The sequence below is a fragment of the Paenibacillus sp. FSL W8-1187 genome (genome assembly GCF_037965485.1).
GTDB classification, from domain to species: Bacteria; Bacillota; Bacilli; order Paenibacillales; family Paenibacillaceae; genus Paenibacillus_O; species Paenibacillus_O pasadenensis.
In genome coordinates this window covers 2,769,843-2,794,588 of the sequence record NZ_CP150181.1, presented here as the reverse complement: position 1 = coordinate 2,794,588, position 24,746 = coordinate 2,769,843, and the positions used below count along the sequence as shown (strand labels likewise).

19 protein-coding genes are annotated in these 24,746 nt (G+C 62.8%); 2 read left to right on the top strand and 17 right to left on the bottom strand.

The genetic code is table 11. The features are described from left to right. Nucleotides 1–51: 51 nt before the first annotated feature. Nucleotides 52–774 carry an ATP-binding cassette domain-containing protein gene (locus tag NYE40_RS12045; RefSeq protein ID WP_028597702.1) on the bottom strand — a complete coding sequence of 241 codons (723 nt, stop codon included), beginning with the start codon at nt 772–774 and terminating at the stop codon, nt 52–54. 127 nt (nt 775–901) lie between these two features. Continuing rightward, nucleotides 902–1,234 carry a hypothetical protein gene (locus NYE40_RS12040; RefSeq protein ID WP_153783556.1) on the bottom strand — a complete coding sequence of 111 codons (333 nt, stop codon included), beginning with the start codon at nt 1,232–1,234 and terminating at the stop codon, nt 902–904. A gap of 44 nt (nt 1,235–1,278) precedes the next feature. Here NYE40_RS12040 and NYE40_RS12035 point away from each other — a divergent pair, with 44 nt between their 5' ends. Beyond that, nucleotides 1,279–2,031 carry an HAD family hydrolase gene (locus tag NYE40_RS12035; RefSeq protein ID WP_028597700.1) on the top strand — a complete coding sequence of 251 codons (753 nt, stop codon included), beginning with the start codon at nt 1,279–1,281 and terminating at the stop codon, nt 2,029–2,031. 97 nt (nt 2,032–2,128) lie between these two features. Here NYE40_RS12035 and NYE40_RS12030 read toward each other — a convergent pair whose 3' ends face one another. Beyond that, nucleotides 2,129–2,323, bottom strand: coding sequence for a hypothetical protein (locus NYE40_RS12030; protein ID WP_028597699.1), 195 nt, complete (start codon nt 2,321–2,323; stop codon nt 2,129–2,131). Between the two features lie 204 nt (nt 2,324–2,527). Here NYE40_RS12030 and NYE40_RS12025 point away from each other — a divergent pair, with 204 nt between their 5' ends. Further along, complete coding sequence (locus tag NYE40_RS12025; RefSeq protein ID WP_052332988.1) at nt 2,528–4,354, top strand: ABC transporter substrate-binding protein; 1,827 nt, start codon at nt 2,528–2,530, stop codon at nt 4,352–4,354. Here the strand turns inward: NYE40_RS12025 and NYE40_RS12020 are convergent. The 14 genes from NYE40_RS12020 to NYE40_RS11955 form a co-directional block, all read right to left on the bottom strand. Next, nucleotides 4,315–6,771: a type IA DNA topoisomerase gene (locus NYE40_RS12020; protein ID WP_101809473.1), complete on the bottom strand. Its 2,457-nt coding sequence runs from the start codon at nt 6,769–6,771 to the stop codon at nt 4,315–4,317. The genes NYE40_RS12025 and NYE40_RS12020 overlap by 40 nt on opposite strands. A 64-nt stretch (nt 6,772–6,835) precedes the next feature. Then, on the bottom strand, nt 6,836–7,999 hold the full coding sequence (locus NYE40_RS12015; protein ID WP_052332987.1) for a glucosaminidase domain-containing protein: 1,164 nt from the start codon (nt 7,997–7,999) through the stop codon (nt 6,836–6,838). A gap of 235 nt (nt 8,000–8,234) precedes the next feature. Next, a complete protein-coding gene (locus NYE40_RS12010) occupies nt 8,235–9,329 on the bottom strand; it encodes an alpha/beta hydrolase-fold protein (protein ID WP_240478943.1) in 1,095 nt (364 codons plus the stop codon). Then, nucleotides 9,310–10,146: a sugar phosphate isomerase/epimerase family protein gene (locus tag NYE40_RS12005; RefSeq protein WP_240478942.1), complete on the bottom strand. Its 837-nt coding sequence runs from the start codon at nt 10,144–10,146 to the stop codon at nt 9,310–9,312. The genes NYE40_RS12010 and NYE40_RS12005 overlap by 20 nt, the downstream gene beginning before the upstream one ends. Nucleotides 10,147–10,156: 10 nt before the next feature. Continuing rightward, on the bottom strand, nt 10,157–11,545 hold the full coding sequence (locus NYE40_RS12000; RefSeq protein ID WP_028597695.1) for an extracellular solute-binding protein: 1,389 nt from the start codon (nt 11,543–11,545) through the stop codon (nt 10,157–10,159). 337 nt (nt 11,546–11,882) lie between these two features. Then, nucleotides 11,883–13,412, bottom strand: coding sequence for a glycoside hydrolase 43 family protein (locus tag NYE40_RS11995; RefSeq protein ID WP_028597694.1), 1,530 nt, complete (start codon nt 13,410–13,412; stop codon nt 11,883–11,885). Between the two features lie 49 nt (nt 13,413–13,461). Beyond that, nucleotides 13,462–14,409, bottom strand: coding sequence for a carbohydrate ABC transporter permease (locus tag NYE40_RS11990; RefSeq protein WP_101809137.1), 948 nt, complete (start codon nt 14,407–14,409; stop codon nt 13,462–13,464). A gap of 15 nt (nt 14,410–14,424) precedes the next feature. Then, nucleotides 14,425–15,327: a sugar ABC transporter permease gene (locus tag NYE40_RS11985; RefSeq protein WP_028597692.1), complete on the bottom strand. Its 903-nt coding sequence runs from the start codon at nt 15,325–15,327 to the stop codon at nt 14,425–14,427. Further along, complete coding sequence (locus NYE40_RS11980; protein WP_339279978.1) at nt 15,324–17,873, bottom strand: DUF5696 domain-containing protein; 2,550 nt, start codon at nt 17,871–17,873, stop codon at nt 15,324–15,326. Before NYE40_RS11980 ends, NYE40_RS11985 begins: the two co-directional genes overlap by 4 nt. Nucleotides 17,874–17,891: 18 nt before the next feature. Continuing rightward, nucleotides 17,892–18,527: a Yip1 family protein gene (locus NYE40_RS11975; RefSeq protein WP_339279977.1), complete on the bottom strand. Its 636-nt coding sequence runs from the start codon at nt 18,525–18,527 to the stop codon at nt 17,892–17,894. Continuing rightward, nucleotides 18,508–19,971: a hypothetical protein gene (locus NYE40_RS11970; protein ID WP_339279976.1), complete on the bottom strand. Its 1,464-nt coding sequence runs from the start codon at nt 19,969–19,971 to the stop codon at nt 18,508–18,510. Before NYE40_RS11970 ends, NYE40_RS11975 begins: the two co-directional genes overlap by 20 nt. Before the next feature lie 17 nt (nt 19,972–19,988). Next, entirely contained in the window at nt 19,989–20,864 is an 876-nt protein-coding gene (locus tag NYE40_RS11965; protein ID WP_339279975.1) for a carbohydrate ABC transporter permease, read from the bottom strand. Between the two features lies 1 nt (nt 20,865). After that, nucleotides 20,866–21,828: a sugar ABC transporter permease gene (locus NYE40_RS11960; RefSeq protein WP_101809135.1), complete on the bottom strand. Its 963-nt coding sequence runs from the start codon at nt 21,826–21,828 to the stop codon at nt 20,866–20,868. Between the two features lie 17 nt (nt 21,829–21,845). Continuing rightward, nucleotides 21,846–24,743, bottom strand: a complete 2,898-nt coding sequence (locus NYE40_RS11955) for an extracellular solute-binding protein (RefSeq protein WP_339279973.1) — start codon at nt 24,741–24,743, stop codon at nt 21,846–21,848. Nucleotides 24,744–24,746: the final 3 nt, after the last annotated feature.

Sequence of the window (24,746 nt, the reverse complement as noted above, 5' to 3'; positions counted from 1 at the left end):
AATCGATCATTCCGATTGTATGAAGGGAGGGCGGAAAATCATGCCGCTTGGTCAAAGCAAGTTCTTTTCGCGCTCGGTCAGCCTGCGGCCGTTCACCTGCAGCGCGACTTTGCCGCTGTTCAGCCCGATGATGCGGTCGGCGTAGCGCTCGGCCCAGTCGCCCTGATGGAGCACGGCGATCACGATCAGCCCCTGCTCCTTGCACAGCCGCTTGAGATCGCCGAGCACCTTCTCCGCCGCGTGAGGGTCGAGTCCGGACACCGGCTCGTCCGCGAGCAGCACCTTGGCGCCGTGGACGAGCGCTCGGGCGATGGCGACGCGCTGCCGCTCGCCGCCGCTCAGCTTGTCCGCCTTGCTGTGGGCTTTGTCGAGCAGGCCGAGCTTCTCGATCGTGTCCATCGCGCCCATGTAGTCGTCGCTGCGGACCATGCCGGTCAGCCGCCGGAAGACGGATGCCTGCGCCGCCGAGCCGACGAGCACGTTCTTGAGCGCGGTGCGGCCGGGATGAAGCGACGGCTTCTCCTCGATCAGCGCGACCTGGCGGCGGATCCGATAGCGGCCCGACCAGGTCGTCGGCACTTCCTTGCCGTCCAGCTTGTACGTTCCGGAGGTCCAGCTTTCGTGAAGCGCGAGGCATTTGAGCAGCATCGACTTCCCGCTGCCGCTCGCTCCCTTGATGGCGATGAATTCCCCGTCGTCCGCCCGGAAGCTGATGTCGTCGAGCACGGTCGGGCCGGCGGGCAACTGTTTCTTGAGATGGGCGATATGGATCATGGCGCTGCTGCACTCCTTCTGGCGGTCCGGCATGAATTCGCTGCCGGCCTGCAATCGTTGTCATCCTTATTCCACCAGTGTACGGGATTGAAAAAACACTTTCCACGCGAACAAATGTTTGCTATAATCAAAACAGGAACAAACGTTCCTCCATTCCTTGATCTGGAGCGTGATCGAGATGAATTGCAACCACCTTCGATTTGTCGAACGCCACCGCCCCTTCCGCGATCTGACCTTCAAATTCTACGATGACGGCCGGCTGACGATTATCGACAACGGCTCCCGTTCCTCCGTGACTCCTTCGGAGCTCAAGGGCGAGAGCCGCGATTTCTATGTCCGGCAGCGCATCGCCTTCATCAAGAAGAATCTCGCCGCCAAGACGCAGCGATACGCATAGATCGGCTGCGGCGCCGACGCGACCGTTTGACGGATGTTCCCCGGTGCAGTAGATTGGAGTCAAAAGCTTGACTGCTCCAGTCAGACCAGAAGGGACAACGACCGCTTATGGCCAAGCCTACGCCGCAGACCATCCTGTTCGATCTGGATGACACGCTCATCCACTGCAACAAATATTTCAATCTGGTCATCGACCAGTTCGTCGACGCCATGCTGACCTGGTTTCACGCCTATCCCGAGCTGACGGAGGCTGTCATCCGCCGCAAGCAGCAGGAGATCGACATCGCCGGCGTCCATGCGATCGGCTTCAAGAGCGACCATTTCCCGCAATCCTTCCTGGACACCTACATCGACTTGTCCCGACTTACCGGACGCGAGGAAGGCTCCGATGAGATCGACCTGCTGTGGAGCATGGGACAGAGCGTCTACGAGCAAGAGGCGGAGCCCTACCCCGATATGGAGAGCACGCTCGAGGAGCTGGCCGAGGCCGGCCATCGGCTGCATCTGTATACGGGCGGCGAGCCGCTGATCCAGCAGCGCAAGGTCGATCGGCTCGGCCTGCAGCGGTATTTCGGAGATCGGATCTATATCCGCCAGCACAAAAATACCGCCGCGCTGGAGGACATCCTCCGCTCGGGCGGATTCGACCGCTCCCAGACGTGGATGGTCGGCAATTCCATCCGCACCGACGTCGTGCCGGCGCTTTCGACCGGCATCCATGCGATCCACGTGGAGCCGTTCACCGAGTGGGAGTACAATATCGTGACGATCGATGTCGAGCCCCAAGGGGCGTTCCTGCAGCTGAAGCATCTGCGGGATGTTCCGCAGGGCATCGCCTCGTACCGCGGCCGAATTTCCTAACGGCCTGAACCAAAAAGCGAAGGGCATGAGAGGTTCCGGATTTCCGGTCCTTCTCATGCCCTTCGCTTTTGTCCTTTTTTGACTGCGGCGCCGCGGCTCATTTGCGCAAGCCCGTGAAGACGATCATCGCGTGCAGCGGCTTCCAGATCTGACGGCTCATACGGCCTCTATAATCGGAATTGTTCGCTTTCGGCGTCAGCTCGTTCACGGCGTTAAACAGCCTTCTGTGGGTGGCGGAGCTTCGATGATGGCGCTGGATCTCCATCTCATGTCGGTAAATCGTTTCGTACATCGGTTCATTTCTCCTCGCGGGCTGGATTGGATTCGTTCTTTGTTCTTCTTTTTGCCCTGAACCAAGTATCTCATGACATAACAGGAACAAAAAGTGTACAATTAAATCCGAATGCTTCCTCTTTTTCAGGAAAGAAAACGCTGCCCTTGGCCCGCATCGCTTGTCCCGGATGCGATGAGCCAAAAAAAGGAGAAAGGAACTGTCATGCTTAGCGCCGAGAGGTATTTGCTGCTGCTCGACCATTACCGCGTCATGGACCCCGATACGATCGTCGAGGTGTCGCTCGAGGAGCTGGCCGAGCTGTTCCACTGCACCGAGCGCAACGTCAAGCTGATCATCCGCAAGCTGGAGGAGGAGAACTGGCTGCGCTGGCATGCCGGCCGCGGCCGCGGCGTCCGCTCGCGCATCGAGTTCCTCATGAGCCGCGAGCAGTTCCTGCTCGATACGGCCAAGCAGATGGCCGGCAACGGCGATTATCAGAAGGCGTTCAGACTGATGAAGCATCATGGCGACCGGACCGCGGCCCGAGACCGCTTCGTCGACTTCCTGAACGGCCACTTCGGCTCCGACCGGATCGCCGAGGGCCTCTTGGACCAGCGGGACATCTTCCGGCTGCCGGTCTATCGGCCCCCCGTGTCGCTCGATCCCGCCCGGATGTTCTTTTCGTTCGACTCCCATCTGATCCATCAGATTTTCGACCGCCTGCTCAACTTCGACGCGCGCGAGGGCAAGCTGCTCCCCTCCCTCGCCCATCACTGGGAATGCAGCGACGATGCGCGCGTCTGGGTGTTCCATCTGCGCAAAGGGATCCGTTTCCACCACGGCACGGAGATGACCTCCGAGGATGTATGCTTCACGCTCAACCGGCTGGCGGACGGCCAGCCGAACCGGTTCCTGCTGGAGACGATGATCGCCGCCGTGCCGCTCGACAACCGGACGGTTCGGCTGTCGCTGCGCCAGCCGAACCGGCTGCTGCCGCGGCTGCTCTGCTCCGCGGTCGCCTCCATTCTGCCGGCCGATCTCGTGCGGGAGGATCCGGAGCGCTTCTGGCAGCTGCCTTCCGGCACCGGGCCGTTCCGGCTTGCCCGCTGGACGCCGGAGCGGATCGACCTGTCGGTGCATGAGCATTATTTCCAAGGACGCGCTTATCTCGACGAAGTGCAGATCGCCGTCATGCCGGAGGACATCCCGACCGAGACGCGGCAAAAATGGGGCCAGATCATGGCGAGCGACAGCCGCCTGACCGTCCGGCCCGAGCAGAAATGGGGCCAGATCCGCACGCTCAACAAAGGGTGCAGCCTGATCTCGTGGAACCGGAGGAAGTCCGGTCCGCAGCGCTCCGTCGTCTTCCGGCAGGCGGTCGAGCTGGCCGTCGACCGCTGGGGACTCAGCCGCGCGGTCGGGGACGCCTGCCGGCCAGCCCACAGCTACATGCCGGCGATGCCCGATTTTCCGATCCTGGAACGGTACGAGCCGGAGACGGCGAGACGCCTCCTGGAGGAGCATGGCTACGACGGGAGCCCGATCGTCCTGCTCACCAGCCCCGCCTACCGGAGCGAAGCGTACTGGCTGCAGGAGCGCCTGGCCGAAATCGGCATTCCGCTTGAGCTGCGCTTCGAGTCCCATTCGTCGATCTACCCTCCCGAGCTCGTCATGGAGGCCGATTGCATCCTGCAAAATCTCGTCATCGCCGAGGACGAGGTGTGCGAGCTGGAAAACTACCTGCAGGACTCCAGCTACATGCGCCAGCATATGGATGAATCGCTGCTGCACTGGGTCAGGCGCAACCTCGATCATCTGTTCTCCGCCGAGCTGCCGGAACAGCGAAAAGCGCTGCTTCGGCAAATCGAGCAGCGCTTGCTGAACGAGCATCAGATCCTGCCCCTCATCCACCGGGCGATGAACACGTACGTGCATCCTTCCGTCCGCGGCATCGACATCAACAAGCTTGGATGGATGGATTTCAAGGATGTGTGGCTCGTGTCGGAAGCTCAGGAGCGCTCCAGGGAAAGCCTCGTCTCTCCGGTGTAGGGAGGCGCCAGCTCGAGACGGCCCTTGCGGCTTTGTCCGTCCTCGCCCTTGAACGCCAGCACGCCCGTTTTGCCTTTGGCGAGCAGCGCGCCTAGCATCGTCACGCTCAGCTTCTTGCCGTGCTGCTCCTTCCAGACGACGAAGCGGCAGCCTTCGCGGAAGCGCGAGCAGCCGTAGCCGCGGCTGCCTTCGATGACGGCTCCGCCGCAAAGAGGGCAGGCGCCAAACGCCTGTCGCTCCCGCACGCCCGACAAGACATCGGAGGCGGAAGGCTGTCCGGCGCTCGCCGGCGAGGCGCGCAGGGCGCTCGTCCCCGGCCGCTGCTGCCCGCCCGGCCGCTGCTTGCCCGCCGCTGCGGCAGCGGGACCGGCGCCGGCGCTCGCCCCCGATCGCTTGGCCGGAGCGGCGCCGGCTCTCGTCCCCTCCCGCTTGGCTGGGGCGGCCGGCGAGCTTGAGCCGGCTCCGGACCTGCGGCCGGACGGACCTGCCGCCGCCGAAGCCGGCTGCGAGCGGCCGCCGGCCGCTCGGGCAGCGCCTTTGCGTCCGCCTTTGCGCTCGGGCTCTTGGAAGGTGCCCGCCGGGGCGGGCGGCTGCTGCCGCACCTTGTCGACGATGGAGCGGGCGAACAGCTTGACTTTGTCCATGAACGCCTCGTCCGAGGCTTCTCCGCGCGCGATCTGCACGAGCCTCCGCTCCCACTGTCCGGTCATGACCGGCGAGGCGAGCAGCTCGACTCCCGCTCCGCGGATGAGCTCGATCGCGGAGGCGCCCTTCGGCTCGATCTCCAGCTTCTTGCCTGCCGTCCGGATGTAGCCGACTTGCTTGAGCCGCTCGATCGTAGCGGCGCGCGTCGCCGGCGTGCCGAGGCCGCTGTCCTTCATCGTCTCCCGCAGCTCCTCGTCCTCCATCGCCTTGCCGGCGCTCTCCATCGCCTTGAGCAGCGTGCCTTCCGTGTAGGGCTTGGGCGGCTGCGTCGCCTTCTCCTCTGCCTTGGCGGACTTGCAGCGCGATGGCGCCTCGGGATCGACGGCGAACTCGCCGTCCGTGAGCGTCTCCTCGTCCGCTTCGTCCTCGGCCGCTCCTTTGGAGCGGCTTTTTTTCTTGTCGCCCGGCTCCGCCTCGGCTTGGGTCACCTTCCAGCCCGGGTCGAGCAGCTGCTTGACCCGCGTCCGGAACGTCTCCTCCTCCACGACGGTCATGACCGTATGGTTGCGGTAGACGGCAGGTCCGTAATAATGGGACAAGAACCGGCGCACGATAAGATCGTAAATCTTCTTCTCGTCCGCGCTCAGCGAGCCGGGACGCTTGGGCGTCGGCAGGATGGCATGATGATCCTCGACCTTGGCCGGGTTGCAGACGGCCTTGTTCCCTTTATGTACCTTCCCGCGGTCCGCTCCGGCGGCAAGCTCGCCGTATTCGGTTCCTCGCAGCATGTCGAGCGCCTTGGCCATGACGGGGATCGTCTCTTCCGTCACATAGTTGGAGCTCGTCCGCGGATAGGTGATGACTTTATGCTTCTCGTACAGCGCCTGCGCCACGTCGAGCGTCTTTTTGGCGGGGAAGCCGTAGCGGCCGTTCGCCTCCCGCTGCAGCAGCGTCAGGTCATGCAGGCGGAACGGATACTCCTTGGACTCCGCCTTCTCGTAGCTGGCGATCGTTCCGGTCTTGCCCTTGACCTTGTCCGCGATCGCGGCGGCCTTGGCTCCGTCCGTCAGGCGATCCCCCTGCCAGATTCCTTTGTACTTGGCCCCCGGCTGCTCGAACGACGCCTCGATCCGGTAGTACGTCTCCGGACGGAACGCCTCGATCTCCCGGTGGCGGTCATACAGCAGCGCGAGCACGGGCGTCTGCACCCGGCCTACGGTCAGCAGCGCGCGATGGCGGATCGTGAACGCGCGCGAGGCGTTCATCCCGATCAGCCAGTCCGCCTCGCTGCGCGCCTGGGCGGCCCGCGTCAGCGGCGCATATTTGTCGTCGCTCGCGAGCTGCTCGAAGCCGCGGCGGATCGTCTCCGGCGTCAGATCGGAGATCCAGAGCCGGTCGACCGGCTGCGTCAGCTTGAGATGGCGGCGGATGAAATGGAAGATCAGCTGGCCTTCCCGCCCGGCATCGCAAGCATTGACGATCCGGCCGCATTTGCGCGCGAGCTCGCCGATCACCTTGAGCTGGTCCTTCGTCCGCGGGTTCGGGGACAGCTTGAACACGTCCGGAATGATCGGCAGGTCGCTATCCTTCCATTTTTTGTAGCGCGGGTCGTAGTCGTCGGGCTCGGCGAGACCGACGAGATGACCGATAGCCCAAGTGACGACGAACCGCTCGCCCTCGAGATGAGTGCGGCGGTTCTGCGCCTTGGGCTCCATGACGGCCGCGATGTTGCGGCCCATATCGGGTTTTTCGGCGATGATCAGCGTCTTCAGCTGCACCGGCTCCTCTCCGTCGGCGAAAGAGGCTCCATGCGCCAGCCCGGCCGCGGGCTATCCGTCAGGCCGCGATCTCCTCCAGCATGTCCAGGATGCTCTGGACGCCCTTGGACCAGTTTTTGTCCTCCGCATACTTGCGGTTGATCCAGACGATCGCGTCGCGGTCCTCGGGACGGTTTTTGCTGAGGTTGACGACCGTTTTGGCTGCGATCATGGACGATTCCTCGATCGTCGTATTGAAGTTCTGCCAGCTGTAATGCACATTGAACGGATTGTTGGCCATCTGCTTGGCCCGCTTATGGTCGTCGGGCACGAAGCTCTGTTCCTGTCCCGTTATGGCGAACAGCAGCAAGGGATGAATATTGTAATGGCGCGCCGCGTCGAGAATCGCGTCCATGTAGCGCGATCCGGCCAGCATCGAGGAGCGGCTCTCCAAAAAGCGCTGCAGCGCGGCCTCGTCGATATCGGCATATTGCAGCGATTGCGGAAGATCGTTGTCCATCCTCGGGCTCGGCTCGGCTGCCGGCGCCGCGGCGGGCTCGGCCGCCGCATGCTTCGGCTGCGCCGCCTGGGAAGCCGCCTCCGGCTGCTCCAGTGCAGCCGCCGAAACGACCGCCATGCCCGCCGTTTCGGAACGGTCATGGAGCAGCGACACGACGTACACGAGCATGCCTCCCATGATCATGACGCATCCAATGGCAGCCGTCAAGATGCGCATGCTCGGCATTCCGGCGAGCCAGGACGACCCGGCCCGCTGCTCCTCCATCGGTTCGGACGCACCCGGCGAGGAGGCGTCCAGCTCCTTGGCGATGCGGCCCAGCAGCGCCTCGCTTTCGCGCTCCGAGCGCACAGGCTTGACCAGACGCAGCACGCGCTGCAGCTCCCGGTCCTCGACCGTGACGTCCAGCTTGCGCTCGATCCATTCGCGCAGCGGCCGGACGATCCGCTGGTCGCGGATGTCGAGCTCCAGACAGGCTTCGACGACATCGTCGCGGCGGACGAAGCCTTTCTGGACGAGCTTGCGGCGCACGAGCCGAGAAGCCAGCTCTTTTTTGATGCCCTCTGCGAAGTCGGGCAGCTGATGGAAGATGACGCGGCGGATCGCTTCCGCGACCAGCTCGCTTTTTTCGTTCTGGGGCTTCCCCGGATATTTATCGTCGATAAAGGTTCTGATATGGCGGATATCCGAAGGAGTAACAATCGCGGCGCCTTCTGGCATGTTCACGTGACATCTCTCCTTAATATGAATGAGGTTCAAAAGACAATAGGCCGATTGTACCATAATTCATAGAAAGAGAGCCGAAAAAGGTTTTGGACATATCGCCGCTTCTCTCCTGCATGCCCAGCATTCTCCACCGACCGTTCGGATATGCCGCGACACCGGATCGCCGCTGCGTACGCGAGCGGACGGCAAAAAAAGCAGCGTCGCTCTCCGTAGAAAGCGACGCTGCTCGGAAGCTTCAAGCTCCGGTCGAGCCGGATGTTCCAAAAGCGGCGAGCAGAAACCGGTACGCCGCGTACGTCCAAACGCCGAAGTCATGCTTGCCGCCCGGCACGATCTCGCGCAGCAGCGAGCCTAGCCGCTCGCCCGCCGCTTCCTCCAGCCCGTCGAGCGCCTCCTCGAAGCTCGACTGGACGAGCAGGTCCTCGTCGCCGCATACGAGCATAAGCTGGCGGACCGCGAACCCTGCGGCGCGGATGCTCGCCCCGAGCCTCTGCCCGCCGCTTGACGTAGGCGCATTGGAAAAAGCGCCGACAGCCGAGAACAGGTCGGTCATGCCCGGAGCCGGCACGGTCGGCACGAGTCCGTTGCCGTAGCGGCTCGCGCCGCCTGCGAATACGGCCGAATCGTGGCGGAAGCCGCCGAGCCCGAGATTGAGCGCCTGCATCCCGCCCATGGACAGGCCGGCCAGCGCGCGATGGCTCCGTCCGCCCTGCCCGTCACCGCCCGGCACGCCGCTTGCCGCCGCGGCTTTGGTCCGGTAGCGGGCGTCGATGAAGGGGATCAGGTCATGCCGAAGCTCATAGTCGAAATAATAAAAGCCGAGCATGTTGGTCCCCTCCGTGTTGAAGGAGCGGTCTGTCCAATCGACCGCGCTGCGTCCGTTGGGAAAGACGACGATCGTCGGCGGGATATCTCCTGCCGCGATCAGACGGTCGAGAATCGCGGCGAGCAGCGGACGCCCGCCTGTTTGGCCGCTGCCGTCCAGCCACTCGCGATGGTCGCCGCCTACGCCATGCAGCAAATAGAGGACGTCGCAGCGGGCGTCCGCAGGCGCTGCTTCATAACCCGCGGGCAAATAGAGGCTGCAGCGCTTGCGGATCGGCTTTCCGCGCACGACCTCCCTGCCGGCTTCCGCCGGATCGACGAGGCTGGAGGAGACGAGCTGGCGGTCCGCATTAATGTAATGGTGCGCATCATAATCGATCTCCTGGATCGAGCCCTGCCGATCCGCCGGCAGCGGCTGCGTCAGCCCGTCCGGCACACCCGGCCGCTGCCCGTCCGGCCGCTCCCGGCCGCTCGCTTCCATCCGCCTACGACCAGTCGATTCCATGGGCCTCCAGCTCCTTTTTGAGCGCGCGGCTGGCGATGACGAACCGCTCCGCTCCGCTCTTTCCTTCCCACTCTCCACGGGCCGGCAGATGAGGCTCGAGCGACAGGAAGCCGGCATAGCCTTGCCCGCACAGCCGGGCGAGCAGCTCGCTCCACTGGCCGTCGCCTTCGCCGACAGGCGTCACCTGCCCGCTGCCCATCACGGCGTCTTTGACATGCACATAAGCGATATAGCCGCTCAGCAGCGGGTAGGCGTCGTCCATCGGCCTGACGCCGCATTGCACGAAGTTCGCCGGATCGAACGCGGCCCGCAGGCGGTCCGAAGCGGCGCTCTCCAGCAGCTCGAGGCAGCGCTCCGCGGTGTCGCCGTAAATATGGCTTTCATTTTCATGCACCATCACGACGCCGGCCGACTCGGCCAGCTCGGCCAGCCGCTTCATCCGGCGCAGCGCCTCCTCGCGATGCTGCTCATGCTCTCCCTTCGGAATATAGAAGGAAAAGATGCGGACAAACGGAGCCTCGAAAAACCGCGCCAGCTCGACCGCGCGCCGAGCCCGCTGAACATGCGGCTCGAACGCCTCCCCGATGCCGATCTTGCCGAGCGGGGAGCCGATCGAGGACACGCCGAACCGTCGCTGCTGCAGCCGCTTCTTCACTCGCTCCGCTTCCTCGTCCGTCAGATCCAGCACGTTTTTGCCCAGAACCCCGCGCAGCTCGAGATAGCGGATCGATTCCGACTCCAGCACGTCCAGCTGCTCCTCCAAATCCGATGAGATCTCATCGGCGAATCCGGTCAACGTCATCCTTGCGATGTTCATCGCCCCCAGTCTACTTTTTCCAAACCTCGTTGATGGCGGCCTGGAACGGCTCCTTGTACTTCTCGATCGCCGTCGATACGGATACGCCCTGCATCAGCTCGTCGACGAACTCATAGTACGGCATGCTCGGATAACCGTCCTTGCCGTCGACGACATTGATGCTTTCGCCGGCGATCTTCGCGTTGTTGATGTCGTCCTCGCTGCTGAACCAGGTTTCGAGCGAGGATTGCTTCGGATAGTCGTAGACGGAGTCGATGTCGTTCATCTTTTCATAGAGGTAGACCAGCTGCTCGGGATGCTCGACTCCGCTCGGGATCGTCAAGTAGTTCGGAATCGTCAGATGCGAATGGTACGCGGTCGCGCTCGGCCCTTTCGGGAACGGCAGGAAGCCGATGTCGTCCGTCATGTCCTTCTTGAAGCCGTCCATCTCATAGTCGGCGCCGGCGACCATCAGCGTATTGCCCTGGCGGAAAAACTGACCCGGCTCGGTCCAGTCCCCGCCCTCGGTCGGACGCGGGACCTTCTCCGTCACAAGCTTCGAGATGAAGTCGAAGGTTTCCTTCGATTTCGGATCCTCGAGGTTCTGCTTGTCGTCGATGACCAGGTTCGCCTCGTTCGCCGCCAGCGCCTGAATGACCATCGAGGCGCTGGCCAGCCCCCATGTATCCAGCTTTCCGTCATTGTTCGTGTCCTTGTTGCCTTGCTTGGCGACGTCGATGAACGTGTCCCAGTTCCAGTTGTCCTCGTCAACGTATTCTTGCAGCGGCTTGAGGCCGAGCTTGTTCATGAGCGTGCGGTTGTAGAAAATGCCTCCGGCGGCGCCCGCGCCTCCCGCCCGGAAGCCGTAGCCTCTGCCCTCGAAGCTCGAATACACATTCGTGTATTGCGGGAGGAACACGCTTTCATTTTTCGTGTACTCGTCGACCGGCGTGAACAGCTCCTGCTGCACCAGCGTCGGAATCATCCATGGCCTGGCCACGCGGACGATGTCGCCGATCGGCTCGCCGGCGAGCAGCGACGCCGTCACTTTATTCGAATATTCGCCGTAATCGACCGTCACATATTCGATCTTGAAATTGTGCTTGGCCATCAGCTCGTCGAGCTTCTTCTTGCGCTCGATATTGTCCGGATTGTCTTCCTTGATCGACTCGTCGTACCACGACGCCCACTTGATCGTGCGGCCGCCCATGTCGAAGTCCATCTCGGCCGTGCCGGACGGCTCCTCGGCCGCGGCATTTTCCGCCGGCCCGCTTGGCGCCGGACTCGCAGCCGGCGCATTCGTGGCTCCGCCTGCCTGGCCGCCGTTTCCATTGCCCGAGCCGCTGCTGCAGGCGGACATGAGCGCGAGCAGCAGGCAGCTCGCAGACAGCATCATCTTGCGATTGTAATTGTTGACCATGAACAATCCCCCTTTTGAATCGGCTGCATCTCCGATGCAGCGCTTTCAATACCCCTTGCGAAGACAGCTTTTCTTCATTTTTCGGGTCAGATTTCATTCTTTTAGGTTGGCTTCCAGCCTATTCAAGCCTTGGGGCGCCGTCTATGTTCCGGAAGGCAGCGTCCGGGAAGCCTGCACGTTCAAGGTAACGCCGATGCATGCCTATCCGTTACACTTTTTTGGGCCGCGCCGCATCATGCCATTCACCTCCCCTTCAAGCCGGTGACCCGCAATGCCGTCACGCCGGAAATTCTCGGCTACGTCCGCGACTTCAACCAGGAACGGCCTGGCGCCGGCATCAGCCATCAGCCGCCGTCCGCCCGCTGACCTTGCGATAGCGGAAATAATCCAGGTCGGCGAAGCCTCCCGCATGCTCGGTCGCATAGCAGAACAGCCCGAAGCGGTAGCCCATGAAATGATGGAGCGTATACGCCATCTCCAGCGGCGGGCCAAGCCGCTCCCATGCCGCTCCATCCTCCGAATAGAAAAATTCCGCGATATCCTCTCCCTCCTCGAAGCGGCAGTCAAGCCGCAGGAAGATGCAGTCCTTGGCGTAAGGACGGCTCTCCCGCACAAGCTCCCCTCCGTCCTCGCCCTTCACTGCCATGACGACGCTTCGTTTCCCGTCCGCCTCCGCCCGCAGGCCGATCAGGCCGAACTGCGACGACAGTGCGGCCAGTCCCGCCCGATCGCCGGGCAGCAGGCCGGCGGCGTCGAGCAGCACGCTCGCGCTGCAGGCCGGTCCTTCGGTCCGCTGCGTCAGCGTATTGCGGGCGTATTCGACGCTGCTGGCGAGCATGCCGGTCCGCAGCCGCAAATAGCCCGGCCGCTCGGTCACCGACCAGAGCCGCGGATCGGGATTATGGTTCCATTGCCAGAAAAGTCCGAGCCGGTCCGAGCCGTAGTCGAACTCGTCGCTTGCGGCAAGCGGCTGCGGCGCCGATGCGGGCAGCCCCGTCGCATAGGACAGCGGCGCCTTGGCATCGACGCCGAAGACCGGCCAGTCGTCCTCCCAGGTCACCGGCACGACGCACGGAACGCGGCCGACCGCGCCATGATCCTGGAACAGCACGGCATGCCAGCCGCCAAGGCCGTCGTCCACGATGCCGCCTTGGGCGACGCCGTTGTTGCGATAGCCGAGATCGTCGTCCAGCAGCTCGCGCCGCTCGTACGGTCCGAGCAGCCGCTGCGAGCGGTAGACGAGCTGGCGGCGCCGGCGATTTCCCGTGCGCGGCCATTCGATGAAGAACAGGTAATAGAAGCCGTTCCTCTGGAAAGCATGGCAGCCCTCGCAGCACAGCCCGATGCCCTCGGTCTCCGTCGCGAGCAGCAGCCGGTCGACGCCTCCCGGCAGCCGCGCCGTCGCATCGGCCGTCAGCTCCGTGATGCGGATGTCGCCGTTGCCGTGGATGACATAGACGCGCCCGTCGTCGAACAGCAGGCTCGGATCATGCAGCAGGCCGGGCATGACATGGCGCTCCCACGGACCGCGCTCGATGTCGCGCGTCCGGTACATGTAGAAGCGGTCCATGTCGTTGCTGGAAAAGCAGACATGGAACCAGCCGCCATGCTGCCTGAGGCAAGCCGCCCAGGAGCCTTTTCCGTAGATGCCCCGGCCGTCCTGCAGGCGATGGGCCTCGTTGTCCTCAAGCGTATCGTAGACGTAGCCGATCAGCTCCCAGTCCCGCAGGTTGACGGACTTCAGGATCGGACAGCCGGGCATCGAGTGCATGCTCGTGCTGACCATGTAAAAGGCGGAGCCGACGCGGATGACGCACGGATCCGGCACATCGGCCCACACAATCGGATTCGAGATGACTGCGCTCATAAGGATGCCTCCACGAAAATCGAATTCAACAAGCCGTCGATGCGCCGCGCTAGCCGACGATGCCGGTCCGCTCGATGCTCTCGACGAAGTAGCGCTGCACGAACAGATAAAGGACGATGAGCGGCAGGATCGCCAGCAGGATGCCCGTATCCTGGACCATGCTCAGATAGAACGGATCCGCCTGCGAAGCATCCCCGTCCTGCAGGAAGATGGCCAGGTTGTAGGGCAGCGACGAGAGCTGCGTCGACATGACCTTGCTCGAGGTCAGGTAGGTCGTCGTGAAGAAGCTGTCGTTCCACTGCCAGACGAACGAGAACAGCGTGACGGTGACGATGGACGGGACGGCGTTCGGCAGCATGATGCGCAGGAACGTCTGCACGACGCCCGCGCCGTCGATGTAGGCCGCTTCCTCGACCTCCTTGGGCACGCCTCGGAAAAATTGCCGGAAAATGAAGATGTACAGGCCGGCCTTCAACGAATTCGCCGTGATGCTCGTCAGGATGAACGGCCAATACGTGTTGAGCAGATTGACCGACTTCCCGGTCAGCAGCGGGATGATGCCCATCAGCGTGAAGTCCTTCAGATTGAGGTAGATCGGAATCAGGATCGTCGTTGGCGGCACCATGATCGTCAGGATGACGCCGGCGAACAGCAGGCCGCTGCCCTTGAACTTGAGCCGGGCGAAGCCGTAGCCGGCCAGCGCGCACGAGGCTGCGGTCAGCACCGTCGTCAGCAGCGACAGCGAGAAGGTGTTGAGCAGCGTATGCCAGTAATCCATGATCGAGATGGCCTGCTTGAAGTTGTTCCAGGAATAGGTTTCGGGTATCCACACGACGATCGGCGAATACAAGTCTTTTTTGTCCTTGATCGCGGTCGAGATCTTTTGAAGGATCGGATACAGGATGACGAACGACAGGCCGACGATGAGCGTCAGCCGGACGATGGACCATGACCAGCGCTTCCAGCTTTCCAGCGAAAACAAGCGGGCGGTTGTCACTTGGCTCTCACTCCCCTACTCTTGATAGAAGACCCGCTTGGAGACGATGTAGACGCTGAGCAGCAGAATGAGCAGGATCGAGGCGAAGTAGATCCATGCCATCGCCGAGCTCAGGCCGAAGTTGAAGGTCGTGAAGCCGGTCTCGCGGATCAGGTCGGTCATATTGTTCCTGGCGAAGGAGTCGATGATCGTATAGACCAGGTTCACCAGGATGAGCGGGCTGACCATCGGAAACGTAATCTTCCAGAACGCTTCGTAGCCCGTCGCGCCCTCCATCTTGGACGCCTCGTACAGCTGCGGCGAGATCGACTGGATGCCGGCGAGAAAGATCAGGATCTGCACGCCCGACTGGCTGACGATCTCATAGATGCGCCCGACCGCTTCCGTCAAATAAAGGACGATCGTCTCGTTGACGCCCGAGCGCATCATCAGCCGCGCGAGCTCGTAGGCTCCGAACGAGTTCATCAGTCCTCCGGACCCGGCCGCCTGATCGTTGACCGCCTGCACGAGGCTGCTCGACTCCAGCGTCATGATGACGCCGGACGACAGGATGACCGGCAGGAAGAAGATCGAGCGCGCGATCGACCGGCCGAGGAACTTCTGGTTCAGCAGGACGGCCAGGAACAGGCTGAAGATGATGATGAGCGGCACGTTGACGACCATGTTCACGATCGACTCCGTCAGGATGCGGTTGAAGCTCGTATGGACGGTAAGCGCGTTGACATAGTTGGCGAAGCCGGCATAGGTGACGATGATGCCCTTGGAGTTGGCCTCGATCGTGCTGAGGCTGTAGCGGAACGACGTCAGGAACGGCAGCAGGAAGAAAAAGATGAATCCGAGCAGCCAGGGCAGCACGAACAGAAACCCCCACATCGCCTTTTGCTGCGCATAGGAACGCGTCCTCCATCCGATCCTCATGCCTGTCCGCCCCCTGTCGCATAGCTTCGTGCCTCGATCGTCCTGCCTTCGGCCTGCACCGGATGCGCGTTGTAGTTCACGATGACGGCCAGGCCGCTGCCGTACTCCGTCCGATATACGCCTTCCGCCAGCTTTTCATGGCCGACGATCGGGCTTTGGCCGGCCGGCCCGAGCGCCTCGTTCACTTCCTTGTACATCGCGGCGGCCTTGTCGAGCCACATGCCGTAGTTGACCGCGTACAGCCGGTGATAGTCGCTGTCCTTGACGCTGCTGTTCGGCGCATAGATCCACTCGAACGAGACGCTCGCGCCGTACTCGATGCAGCGCAGCACATACAGGCGGTCATCCGTGTACGAGGACAGGTTGAACGGCCGGCCGGCGTAGCGGACCGAGCCGCGCACGACCATCTGGTAGAACGGAATCTCCTCGTCCTCCAGCTTGAAGCTGCTGTTGCCCATCGGCGCATGCGTCACGTCGGTCAAATACGGCAGCGCGTAAACGTTGCCTCCCTCGCCCATCATGCTCAGTCCGCGCTCCCGGAATTGCTGCAGCGCATCCAGCGAATAGCGCTCCGACTCGGTGCGGTCGATCTGATCCCGCTTGCGGTAATCGCTGTTCAGCTGGCTGGCCAGATCGGTCAGCGCGACGCCTCCGGCTCCGCTGTCCTTCAGGCTGTCGGCAAGCGTGCCCGCATAGCCCGGCGCGAACCGAGGCGAGACGACGTAGGACGGCTCCTGAGCGCGGTCGCGCCGATTCAGCGCGAGGTCGAGCGGATAGACGCGGGCCGGCACCGCGCGCAGCGTCCGGGCGGCGTCATCCGACTCGTCGAAGCCTTTGGCCGTGCGGGCGACAAGCAGCGCGGCGGCCGGATACAGCTCGATCCCCTTGGCCTTGGCGAAGGCCGCGAAGCTCTCCAGTCCCTTGGCTCCGCCGACGGCCCGGTCGACCGAAACGCTCGACGGCACCTCATGGTCGAGCCCGCCGTTGAACCAGCCGTCGTACTTCAGCCTGATCGAGCTGATGCGGCGCTCCTGCAGCCGCTCCACGATGTCCTCCGCCTGCTTGAACGTCGTCAGCGGCACCTGCGCCTCATAAGGAATGCCGAGGAGATGCTTCTTCTTGGAGATGCTGCCGACCAGCTGCAGGTAGAACGGCATGTCCTCGGCCTTCGCTTCGGCCGGCTTCGCCAGCGCGCCGCCGTCCAGCAGATAGTTGCGGTAATACCGCGCCATGCCTTCATAGGAGGCGTCCTCGCCGCTCAAAAACGCGTACCGCACCTTGAAGTCGCTTTTCATCGGCGCTTCCTGGAATTTCGGCAGCGAGCGCTGCTGTCCGTTGGCGTCGAGCGTCACTTCTCCCTTGTTGATCACGTAAAAGCTCGGATAGACGTTGTTGTAGCTGTTCAGCCGTCCGCTTACGTCCGCCTTGACGGCCGCGGCCGCAGCGCCTTCCTCGATGATGCCGAGAAACGCCCCCTTCTCCTTGATCAGGCCGAATACCGGCAGGCGGACCGGCTGCTCGCGGGCGTCGTCCTCGATCCGGTCCATCGTCTGGTCCGAGCCGTACACCATCTGCTGGTATGCCGGGTATTTGGCCTTTCCGTTGTTGAAATGGATCAGCGAGCCGGAGCCGTCCGGCACGAAGATCGAGCCCTGCTCCCGGGCGCTCCCCGCTCCGAAAAAGCTCAGCACGGAAATCGTATTCACCGGATAGGCCGCCGGAAACCGGATCTCGCCGACCGGCACATGCACGAGCAGCGAGCCCTCCTCCAGCGTGTAGTTCACCGTCGCCTGGAAGACGCGCGGCGCGGCCTTCTCCTGCGTGAAGCCCAGCTCGGCCATGTCCTGCTCGAGCAGCTCCGGCGTATAGCCGGCCGTCTCCAGCGCCTGCAGCGCGCGCGTGAGCTGCAGGCCGTTCAAGGCGTCGTCGTTGCGCTCGAACACTGCCGTCTCCTTGTTTTCCGTATAGGCGATCTTCAGGGCGCGCTTGCCGGTATTGTCCAGCTTGGCGCTCAGCTCCTCCATCCGCTTGGCGCTCAGCCGCAGCGGCACGTCCTCCGCTGTTTTCTGAGCGGTGCCGAACTGGTAGGTGACGCTGACGCCGCCGTCGATCTTCTCCATCCGGAGCTGCTTGTGCTTGACGCTGTCCGTGAACGAGTTGATCGAGCTGATCTGGCCGAAGCTGTTGTAGAAATCAAGCTGCAGCTGCGACGACAGCAGCTCCTTGTTGATGCCGGAGGCGAGCGGATCGGCGTCCGCCTCGGCCGGATTGCTGCGCCAGATTTCTCCCGACGCCTGATCGAGGACGGCGATCTCGCCCGTCTCGTCGTTCGCCAGCAGGCGCAGCCTGCCGTTCTCGGCGACGCCCTTCATCCCGCTCAGCCGGCTGTCGGCGAAGGACGCCTGCAGCGGCCTGCCCTTCGCGAACGCCTCCACAGCCGGCGCTTCCTGCCCCGCTCCGGCATCCGCGCCTTCGCCGGAGCAGCCTGCCGCCAGCAGGGCGGCCGCGATCGCGCCGGCAAGCAGCGCTTTTTGGATCTTGCTCATGTCCACCCCTCCCCTCTCTCAGCCGCGAAGCGCGATCTCTTGGTAGATGATGCTGACGAACGACACGATCTGCTGGATCAGGCTGAAGAACAGCAGGCAGAGGAACGCCATGAAGCCCATCGCGACGAGCGTCAGGATGATCATGCCGATCGTTTTCATCGGCGAATATTGATGCACGGTCATATTTCCGACGAACAGCAGGAACGCCGACCAGAGCAGCGCCACGCTCGTGGAGAACCGATAGAACGGGACCTCCTGCAAGGAGATGACGTTGCTCAGCCAGATCCACGGGAAATGAATGACGACGAGCGGAACCAGCGCGAAGCAGGTCGAGGCGAAGATGTCGCGGAATTTCCCTTCGCCGTCCATGAGAGTCGTCAGCGACCAGTTGGCGACGCACCAGAACAGCACGGGGACGAAGACGTAGACGATCTCCATCAGGCTGTTGATGCTGTCCGGATAGACGAGGTTCACGACAAAGCCGCTGTACTGCGTCTGCAGGATGTTCGTGAGCGCCAGCAGGCACAGGATGGCGAGCGACAGGATCAGGTTCAGCCTCCGGCTTCGCTCGTACTTGAGATCCCAATAGCCGTTGAACGGATGCAGGATGACATAAAACGGATAGCGCAGCGCTTCACGATTCCATTGCCGCAACCTTTCCCCCTCCTTTCGCCTTGCGATATTTGCGGAATATGGCATACCCGGCCGCCAGCGCGAGCACGACGCTCATGATCGTCGCGAAGTGGCTGCGCAGCACCTGCTTGCGGTACAGCAGGAAGCTTTTGGAGTAGCCCTCCTGGTCCTTGCTCTGCTTGAAGTAGGCCATCGACTCCCGATAGTTCCCTTGCCGCAGCAGCGCCTTGCCGATGCCGGAGTAGGCGAACTCGAGATTGGCGTTCATCTGGATCGTCTGGCGGTACTTCTCGTACGCCTGCTCCTCGTCGCCGCGATAATAGCTGCGCACCGCTTCGTTCAGCGTGCGCCCGTATTCCGTCGTGCGGAATACGGTCAGCTCGCCGAGCGCTTTGTCGAGCACGAGAAAGTCCTCGCCGAGCCGATCGACGGCGGTCGGGTTTTTGAACTCCCCGAGCTGGTTGCCGATCCCGCCGAACACGTACATGAAATGGCCGTCGCCGTTGTAGGTGAAGATCCGTCCGCGGCTCGCATCGAGGATGGAGTACATCTCGCTGTCGCCGACGTCGATGTCGACGAGACGGGTCGGCCCGTCCTCGATCGTGAAGTAGATGTCGCCCTCCGGGGCGAAGTAGCCTTCCCGGCGCAGGATGTCCGTCCCTTGCGCGTTCAGCTTGCGCACGCTGTCGGTCGCCTGGCCGTTCGTCGCGTACAGGAAGCCCTCCTCGTCAATGTCGAGGTTCGTATATTCGGTCGGCGTGAACATGACCATCTGGCTGCGCTGCGCCTTGGTGGACAGCATTTTCCAGAGATGGTCCATCGGGTTGAAATAGACGCGGTTGGCGCCAATGAACGACGTGAAGTCTCCGCTCGAGCTGAACTCCATGAAGCCGTCGAACACGCCGGCCGCCATCACGTACATCCGCTGCGCCTTGTCGACGACGACCCGCACCGGGGAGAAGGAGAACCCTTCGGCGAGGAACTCGGAGGTCGGATTTTCGACGACCTGCCGTAGCCCGCCCTCGCGGTCGAGCCGCACGACCCGCTTGTGGCCCGTATCGGCGACGACAAGCTCCTTGTCGTCCGTGACGAACAGCCCCTGCGGATTCGAGAACGTCTCGCGCTTGCCGTCCCGCTCGAACGAGTCGATCACCCGATCGAGCTTGAAGCCGGGACCGAGCACGAGCACCCGGTTGTTGCCGGAGTCCAGCAGGTAGATCTCTCCGTCATCGGTCACATGCAGATCGCTCGGCTCCTTCAGAGGACCGGCGCCGAGATCGTCTCCGCCGAGCAGCTCCGTCGCCTGATAGGCGGCCGGCGCCGACACCGTGTCTCCCCAGAAGGAATAATTGTAGGAGCCCGCCGTATCTTCCGCTCCTGCGATCCCGCCGCCGAGACTGGTCCCCAGCAGGCAGGCCGCGGCGATCAGAAGATGGCTCTTGGTCCTTCGTAGCAATGCCAGCATCGCGCAACGGCTCCTTTCTAGTCTTTCATCCCGGAGGTCGCCATCGTCTGGATGACGCTGCTCTGGGAGAGGATGAACAGCGTGATCGGCACGATCATGAGGATCAAGGCGACCGCCGCTCCGACGCCCGCCCGCGCGATTCCGCCCTGCGTGATCTGGCCGAGCGCGTAGTGAAGCGTCTTCAGGTTCTCGCTGTAGATGAAGCTGCCGCCGTCGGTACCCCACAGCATCGGGAACTGCAGAATCATGAGCGTCAGCCAGGCCGGCTTGACGTTCGGCATGACGATCGTCCAGTAGATCCGGTACTCGTTCGCTCCGTCGATCTTGGCCGCCTCGATGAGCGCGTCGGGAATCTGCTCCATGAACTGCTTCATCAGGAACAGTCCGAGCGGAAAGGCGAGCGCCGGCACGATGATCGACGCATGCGTGTTGATCCAGCCGAGCCACGACATGACCATGTAGTTCGGAATCGCCGTGACGTGGCCCGAGAACATCAGCGACAGGACGACGATGGAGAACAGCGTCTTGCCGCCGGGCATCTTGTACTTGGCGAGCGGATAGGCGGCGGCGGACGCGAGCAGGATATGTCCGGCCGTGCCGACAAGCGTGATGAGCAGCGTATTGCCGATATAGCGGGACAACGGCACCCACGAGCTGCCCATCAGGGCGACCAGGTCGTAGAAATTGTCGAAGGTCGGATTGCTGACGAGGACGCGCGGCGGGAAGATGAACAGCTCGTCGAGCGGTTTGAAGGCGTTGTTGATCGCGTAGACGAGCGGCAGCGCCATGAAGGCGCCGAACACGGCCAGCAGCGCGAACAGGAGGAAGCTGACCGTCAAGGAGCGGTTCAGCCTTTTCGGCGCCCGCAGCGCCGGGATCATTTTCATGCTCATCTCACTCCCCTACCTTGCGCAGCAGTTTTTGCGTCAGCATGTTCGTGCCGATCATGATCCCGAACAGCACGGTCGCGATCGCGGAAGCGTAGCCCATCTCGAAGCGGATCGTGCCGTAGTCCATCAGATGCGTCACGACGGTATGCGCCGCGTAGTTGACGCTCGGGAAGCCGGCCAGCGCGATCGAGATGTCGGCAACCGCGAACGAGGACGTGATCTGCAGCACCGCCCCGAACAGCAGCTGCGGCCGCATCGACGGCAGCGTGATGAACCACAGCTCCTGCCAGCGGTTGCGGATGCCGTCCACCGCCCCCGCCTCGATCAGCGACTTGTCGATCGTCTGCAGGCCGGCGATGAAGGCGAGGAAGCTCGTGCCGAGGCTCAGCCACAGCTGCACGAGGATGACGATCGGCAGGATGTAGTTCTCGTTGGTCAGCCACTGGATCGGCTCCAGGATGAAGCCGTATTTGATGAGGAAGCCGTTCAGATAGCCGTAGCTGTCGCCCGAGAACACGATCAGCCAGATGAAGAACACGTTGCCCGAGATCGAAGGCGCGTAGAAGATGAGCGTCATGACCGCCCGCACCTTCGGCGACAGCTCGTTGATGATCCAGGCGAACAGGAAGCAGGCGACATAGCTGACCGGCCCGGTGATGACGGCGAACAGGAAGGTGTTCTTGAGCGCGATCATGAAGACGTCGTCGTTCAGCAGCAGGCGCGAGTAGTTCTGCCAGCCGACGAACCGCGGAAACTCCAGCATGTTGAAGTAGAAGAAGCTGAGGAGCAGCGAGAAGACGACGGGAATGACGGTGAAGAGGAAAAAGAGGATCATGTACGGACCCATGAGGATATAGGCATGCTTGTGCTTGCCTATTTCCTTGAGCGCGGGGCCGAGCCTGGACTTCTTCTCCGCCTTCCGGGCCAGGCCAGGCACGGCCCCGCTCGGTGTAGTCTCGGCTTGCATCGGACGTCGCCTCCTGACTAATACGGAAGGTTGAATTCCTTCCGCTTGATCTCGATTTCATCGTTGATGTAAAGCAGGTAGTCCGACAGCGCCTCGCGCGGGTTCTCCGCCTGGTTCACGACTTTGCGGAAGGCGTTGTCCAGATGGCGGCCCGTGAAGTAGCCGCCGGGCACCTGCGGGATGCCGCGCACCCACTCCCACTGGCTTTCCAGGTTGCGGTAGTCCTTGACCGGCCACGGAAGCTCCTCGAGCGCAGCGATGTTCGCGGTCGGATAACGGGCGGCCTCGCCCATCAGCCCTTCCATCTCGCGGCCGTAGGCGACCTGCGTCTCCTTGCCGGTCCACCATTTCATGAACGACCAGGAGGCGTCCTTGTCCTTGGCGTTCTGCAGCATCATGACGCCGGTCGTATGGCTCGCGACCTCATGGCTGACGCTGCCGTCCTCTTGCACCGAGCCCGGCACCATCGTGAAGTCCCACAGCCCCTTGATCTCCGGCGCCATGACCGTCAGCGAGTTGTAGGTCGTGTAGTCGGCGATGCCGATCGGCATCTCGCCCGTGCGGAACCGGTTCGGGAAGTCCGCGAGCAGCGGGAACTTGTAGTTCGTATAAAACTTCGTCCACGTCTTGAACGCGTCCATCGAGATGTCGGAGTCGAGGCCGCTCCGCTTGTCGTCGTCGCGGTAAAACTCGCCGCCATGCTGGAACAGCATCATCGAAAACGTCGCGTTCGGGACGAGCGTCGAGTTGTTGTTCACCGAGTCGATCGGCAGCCAGAACTCCATGTTGCTCTTCTGCAGCACCGAGATCAGGTTGTACACGTCCTGCCAGGTTTTGGGCGGCTCCAGCCCGAGGCTGCCGAGGATGTCCTTGCGGTAGAACAGCATCGGGAACGTCTGCTGCTCCGGCAGCGCGTAGAAGCCGTTCTGGAACGCATATGGGGTCAGAGCGCTGTCCCGAAAGCGGGAGGCGACCTGCTCGAAGTCGGCGAACTGCGTCAGATCGGCCGCTGCCGCGCGCATCGCATAGTTGACCGGCAGGTCCTCTCCGATCTGCATCGCGACATCCGGCCCTTCATCGGCCAGCGTGGCCGGCAGCAGGATGTTCGGCGGCACGAGCCGCAGCTTCACCGAGATGCCCGTGTCGGGCGTGAAGCTGTCGTCGATCAGGCTTTTCAGCACTTGCGCCTGGTCGCGTCCGGTCGTGATCCATACCGTGATCGACCGGCCGGAGTCGCCGGTATTGCCGATGCTGTCGTAATCCTCGGTGTACGAGGCGACGAATCCGCCCAGCTCATGCCTCGCCTTGTCCAGCAAGGTCGCCGCCGCATCCGGCAGCTTGCGGTCTGGCGAGCTGACGACGAGATAGTCGAGCGACAGCGGCTGCTCGCGCACGGTGAGGATCCAGGTGCCGAGGCCGCCGACATTGATCTTGTAGGAGCTCAGCCTGCGCGCGACCGTCTCCGGCTCGCTCTCCATCTCGCGAAGCTGGCGCACCATCGTATGGAGCACCGCGACCTTGTCGCTGACCTCGCCGGTCATCTCCTCGAGGTAGTCGGCGACGCTCTCGATCGTGTCCGCCTGCTTGCGGAACACCTCCGTCATTTCCGGAATGCGCTTCTCGAGCTGATAGTCCCGGTACGGATCGGGCGTATTGGAGGTGATGACGAGAATTTTGCGGTAGATCTCGTTCAGCTGCAGCACGCTCGACTCGATCGTCTCGAGCAGCGGCGCCATCTGTCCGAGCGATACGGTCAGGCGGATGCGGTGCTTGCCTGCCGTCAGATGGAACAGGTACGGCTCCTCGGCGCCAAGCACCTGCATGCGCCAGTCCATGTCGAAGGGAAAGGCGATCTCCTTCATTTCCTTGAACGGAACCTCGCCGTCGATCGTCAGGCTGCGCGTGCTGTAGACGCCGCGCAGCTGGTCCTGCTTGCGCTTGAGGGCGATCTGGTACAACCCGTCCGCCGGCACGTCGACCTCCCACTCGATCCATTGTCCCGGCAGCTTCCAGTTCAGGCCGCCGATCGCATTGACGCGGATCTTGGACACATCGTACGGCTCGACCGAAGGGCTCGAGCGGTCGGACAGCGGATACAGCGTCGGCGACGACTTGAGCACGGCATGCTCGGCCTGGATCTTCAGCTGCCGATCCTTCGCTTCGGCCAGCCCTTTCTCGGCGTAGTCCTGCTTGAGCTCCGCATAGGTTTTGAGCGGCTGCTCCTGATAGAGCTCGATATAGTCGATGGCCATCGGCTCGCGCGCGGCGGTCAGCGTGAGCGTCTGCTCTCCCTGCTTGAAATAGAACCGGTACGGCTCATCCTCATAGCCCTCGCCGTCCTGGAGCGGCTCGAGCTGCCAGGCGGCCTTCTCGACCTGGCGCGGCCTCAGGTCGTTGCCCCGGTCGTCCCGGCGGACCGCTTCCTCGCGATTGCCCCAGATCCGGTACAGCGACAGCTTCTCCGCGCCGCGGAACGGCAGCTCGCCGCCCAGCGTCAGCTGCCGCTCGATCGCCGAGCTTTTGCCCTCGACCGGGAAATAATGGATCCGAATCTGGTAAAGGCCCGCTTTGTTCACGTTCACATTCCAGCTGATCGAACCCGTCTCGGGCGTGACGACCGCCGTCCCGTCCAAGCCTTCATATCCTTGCTCGACCGTAAACCTGCCGCCCGCGGCATGCGAGAAGCTCTCGCCTTCGATCCGGATCGTCGCGTCCGGCCTCTCGTCCGAGGCGTGGCGCTCCAGATAGCGGCCGTAGCTCGCCTCATCCTGCTTGCCGACGATCGCCTCGAAGTCGCTCATCGCCTTCACGCTCGCCAGGCCGCTGCGGTCCGACGGGGCGAGCAGCCCGATCGAGACGGCCGCGACGATCAGCGCCAGCACGGCGATTCCGTATCTCTTTCGTTTCCGGGACATGAT

Excerpts from the sequence above, each read along its gene's own strand:
- NYE40_RS12025 (WP_052332988.1), top strand. The coding sequence starts at position 2,528 with ATGCTTAGCGCCGAGAGGTATTTGCTGCTGCTCGACCATTACCGCGTC.
- NYE40_RS12010 (WP_240478943.1), bottom strand. The coding sequence starts at position 9,329 with ATGGAATCGACTGGTCGTAGGCGGATGGAAGCGAGCGGCCGGGAGCGG.
- NYE40_RS11955 (WP_339279973.1), bottom strand. The coding sequence starts at position 24,743 with ATGTCCCGGAAACGAAAGAGATACGGAATCGCCGTGCTGGCGCTGATC.
- NYE40_RS12035 (WP_028597700.1), top strand. The coding sequence starts at position 1,279 with ATGGCCAAGCCTACGCCGCAGACCATCCTGTTCGATCTGGATGACACG.
- NYE40_RS11985 (WP_028597692.1), bottom strand. The coding sequence starts at position 15,327 with ATGAGGATCGGATGGAGGACGCGTTCCTATGCGCAGCAAAAGGCGATG.
- NYE40_RS12005 (WP_240478942.1), bottom strand. The coding sequence starts at position 10,146 with ATGAACATCGCAAGGATGACGTTGACCGGATTCGCCGATGAGATCTCA.
- NYE40_RS11965 (WP_339279975.1), bottom strand. The coding sequence starts at position 20,864 with ATGAGCATGAAAATGATCCCGGCGCTGCGGGCGCCGAAAAGGCTGAAC.
- NYE40_RS11980 (WP_339279978.1), bottom strand. The coding sequence starts at position 17,873 with ATGAGCAAGATCCAAAAAGCGCTGCTTGCCGGCGCGATCGCGGCCGCC.
- NYE40_RS12045 (WP_028597702.1), bottom strand. The coding sequence starts at position 774 with ATGATCCATATCGCCCATCTCAAGAAACAGTTGCCCGCCGGCCCGACC.
- NYE40_RS11995 (WP_028597694.1), bottom strand. The coding sequence starts at position 13,412 with ATGAGCGCAGTCATCTCGAATCCGATTGTGTGGGCCGATGTGCCGGAT.
- NYE40_RS12000 (WP_028597695.1), bottom strand. The coding sequence starts at position 11,545 with ATGGTCAACAATTACAATCGCAAGATGATGCTGTCTGCGAGCTGCCTG.
- NYE40_RS11960 (WP_101809135.1), bottom strand. The coding sequence starts at position 21,828 with ATGCAAGCCGAGACTACACCGAGCGGGGCCGTGCCTGGCCTGGCCCGG.
- NYE40_RS11970 (WP_339279976.1), bottom strand. The coding sequence starts at position 19,971 with ATGCTGGCATTGCTACGAAGGACCAAGAGCCATCTTCTGATCGCCGCG.
- NYE40_RS12030 (WP_028597699.1), bottom strand. The coding sequence starts at position 2,323 with ATGTACGAAACGATTTACCGACATGAGATGGAGATCCAGCGCCATCAT.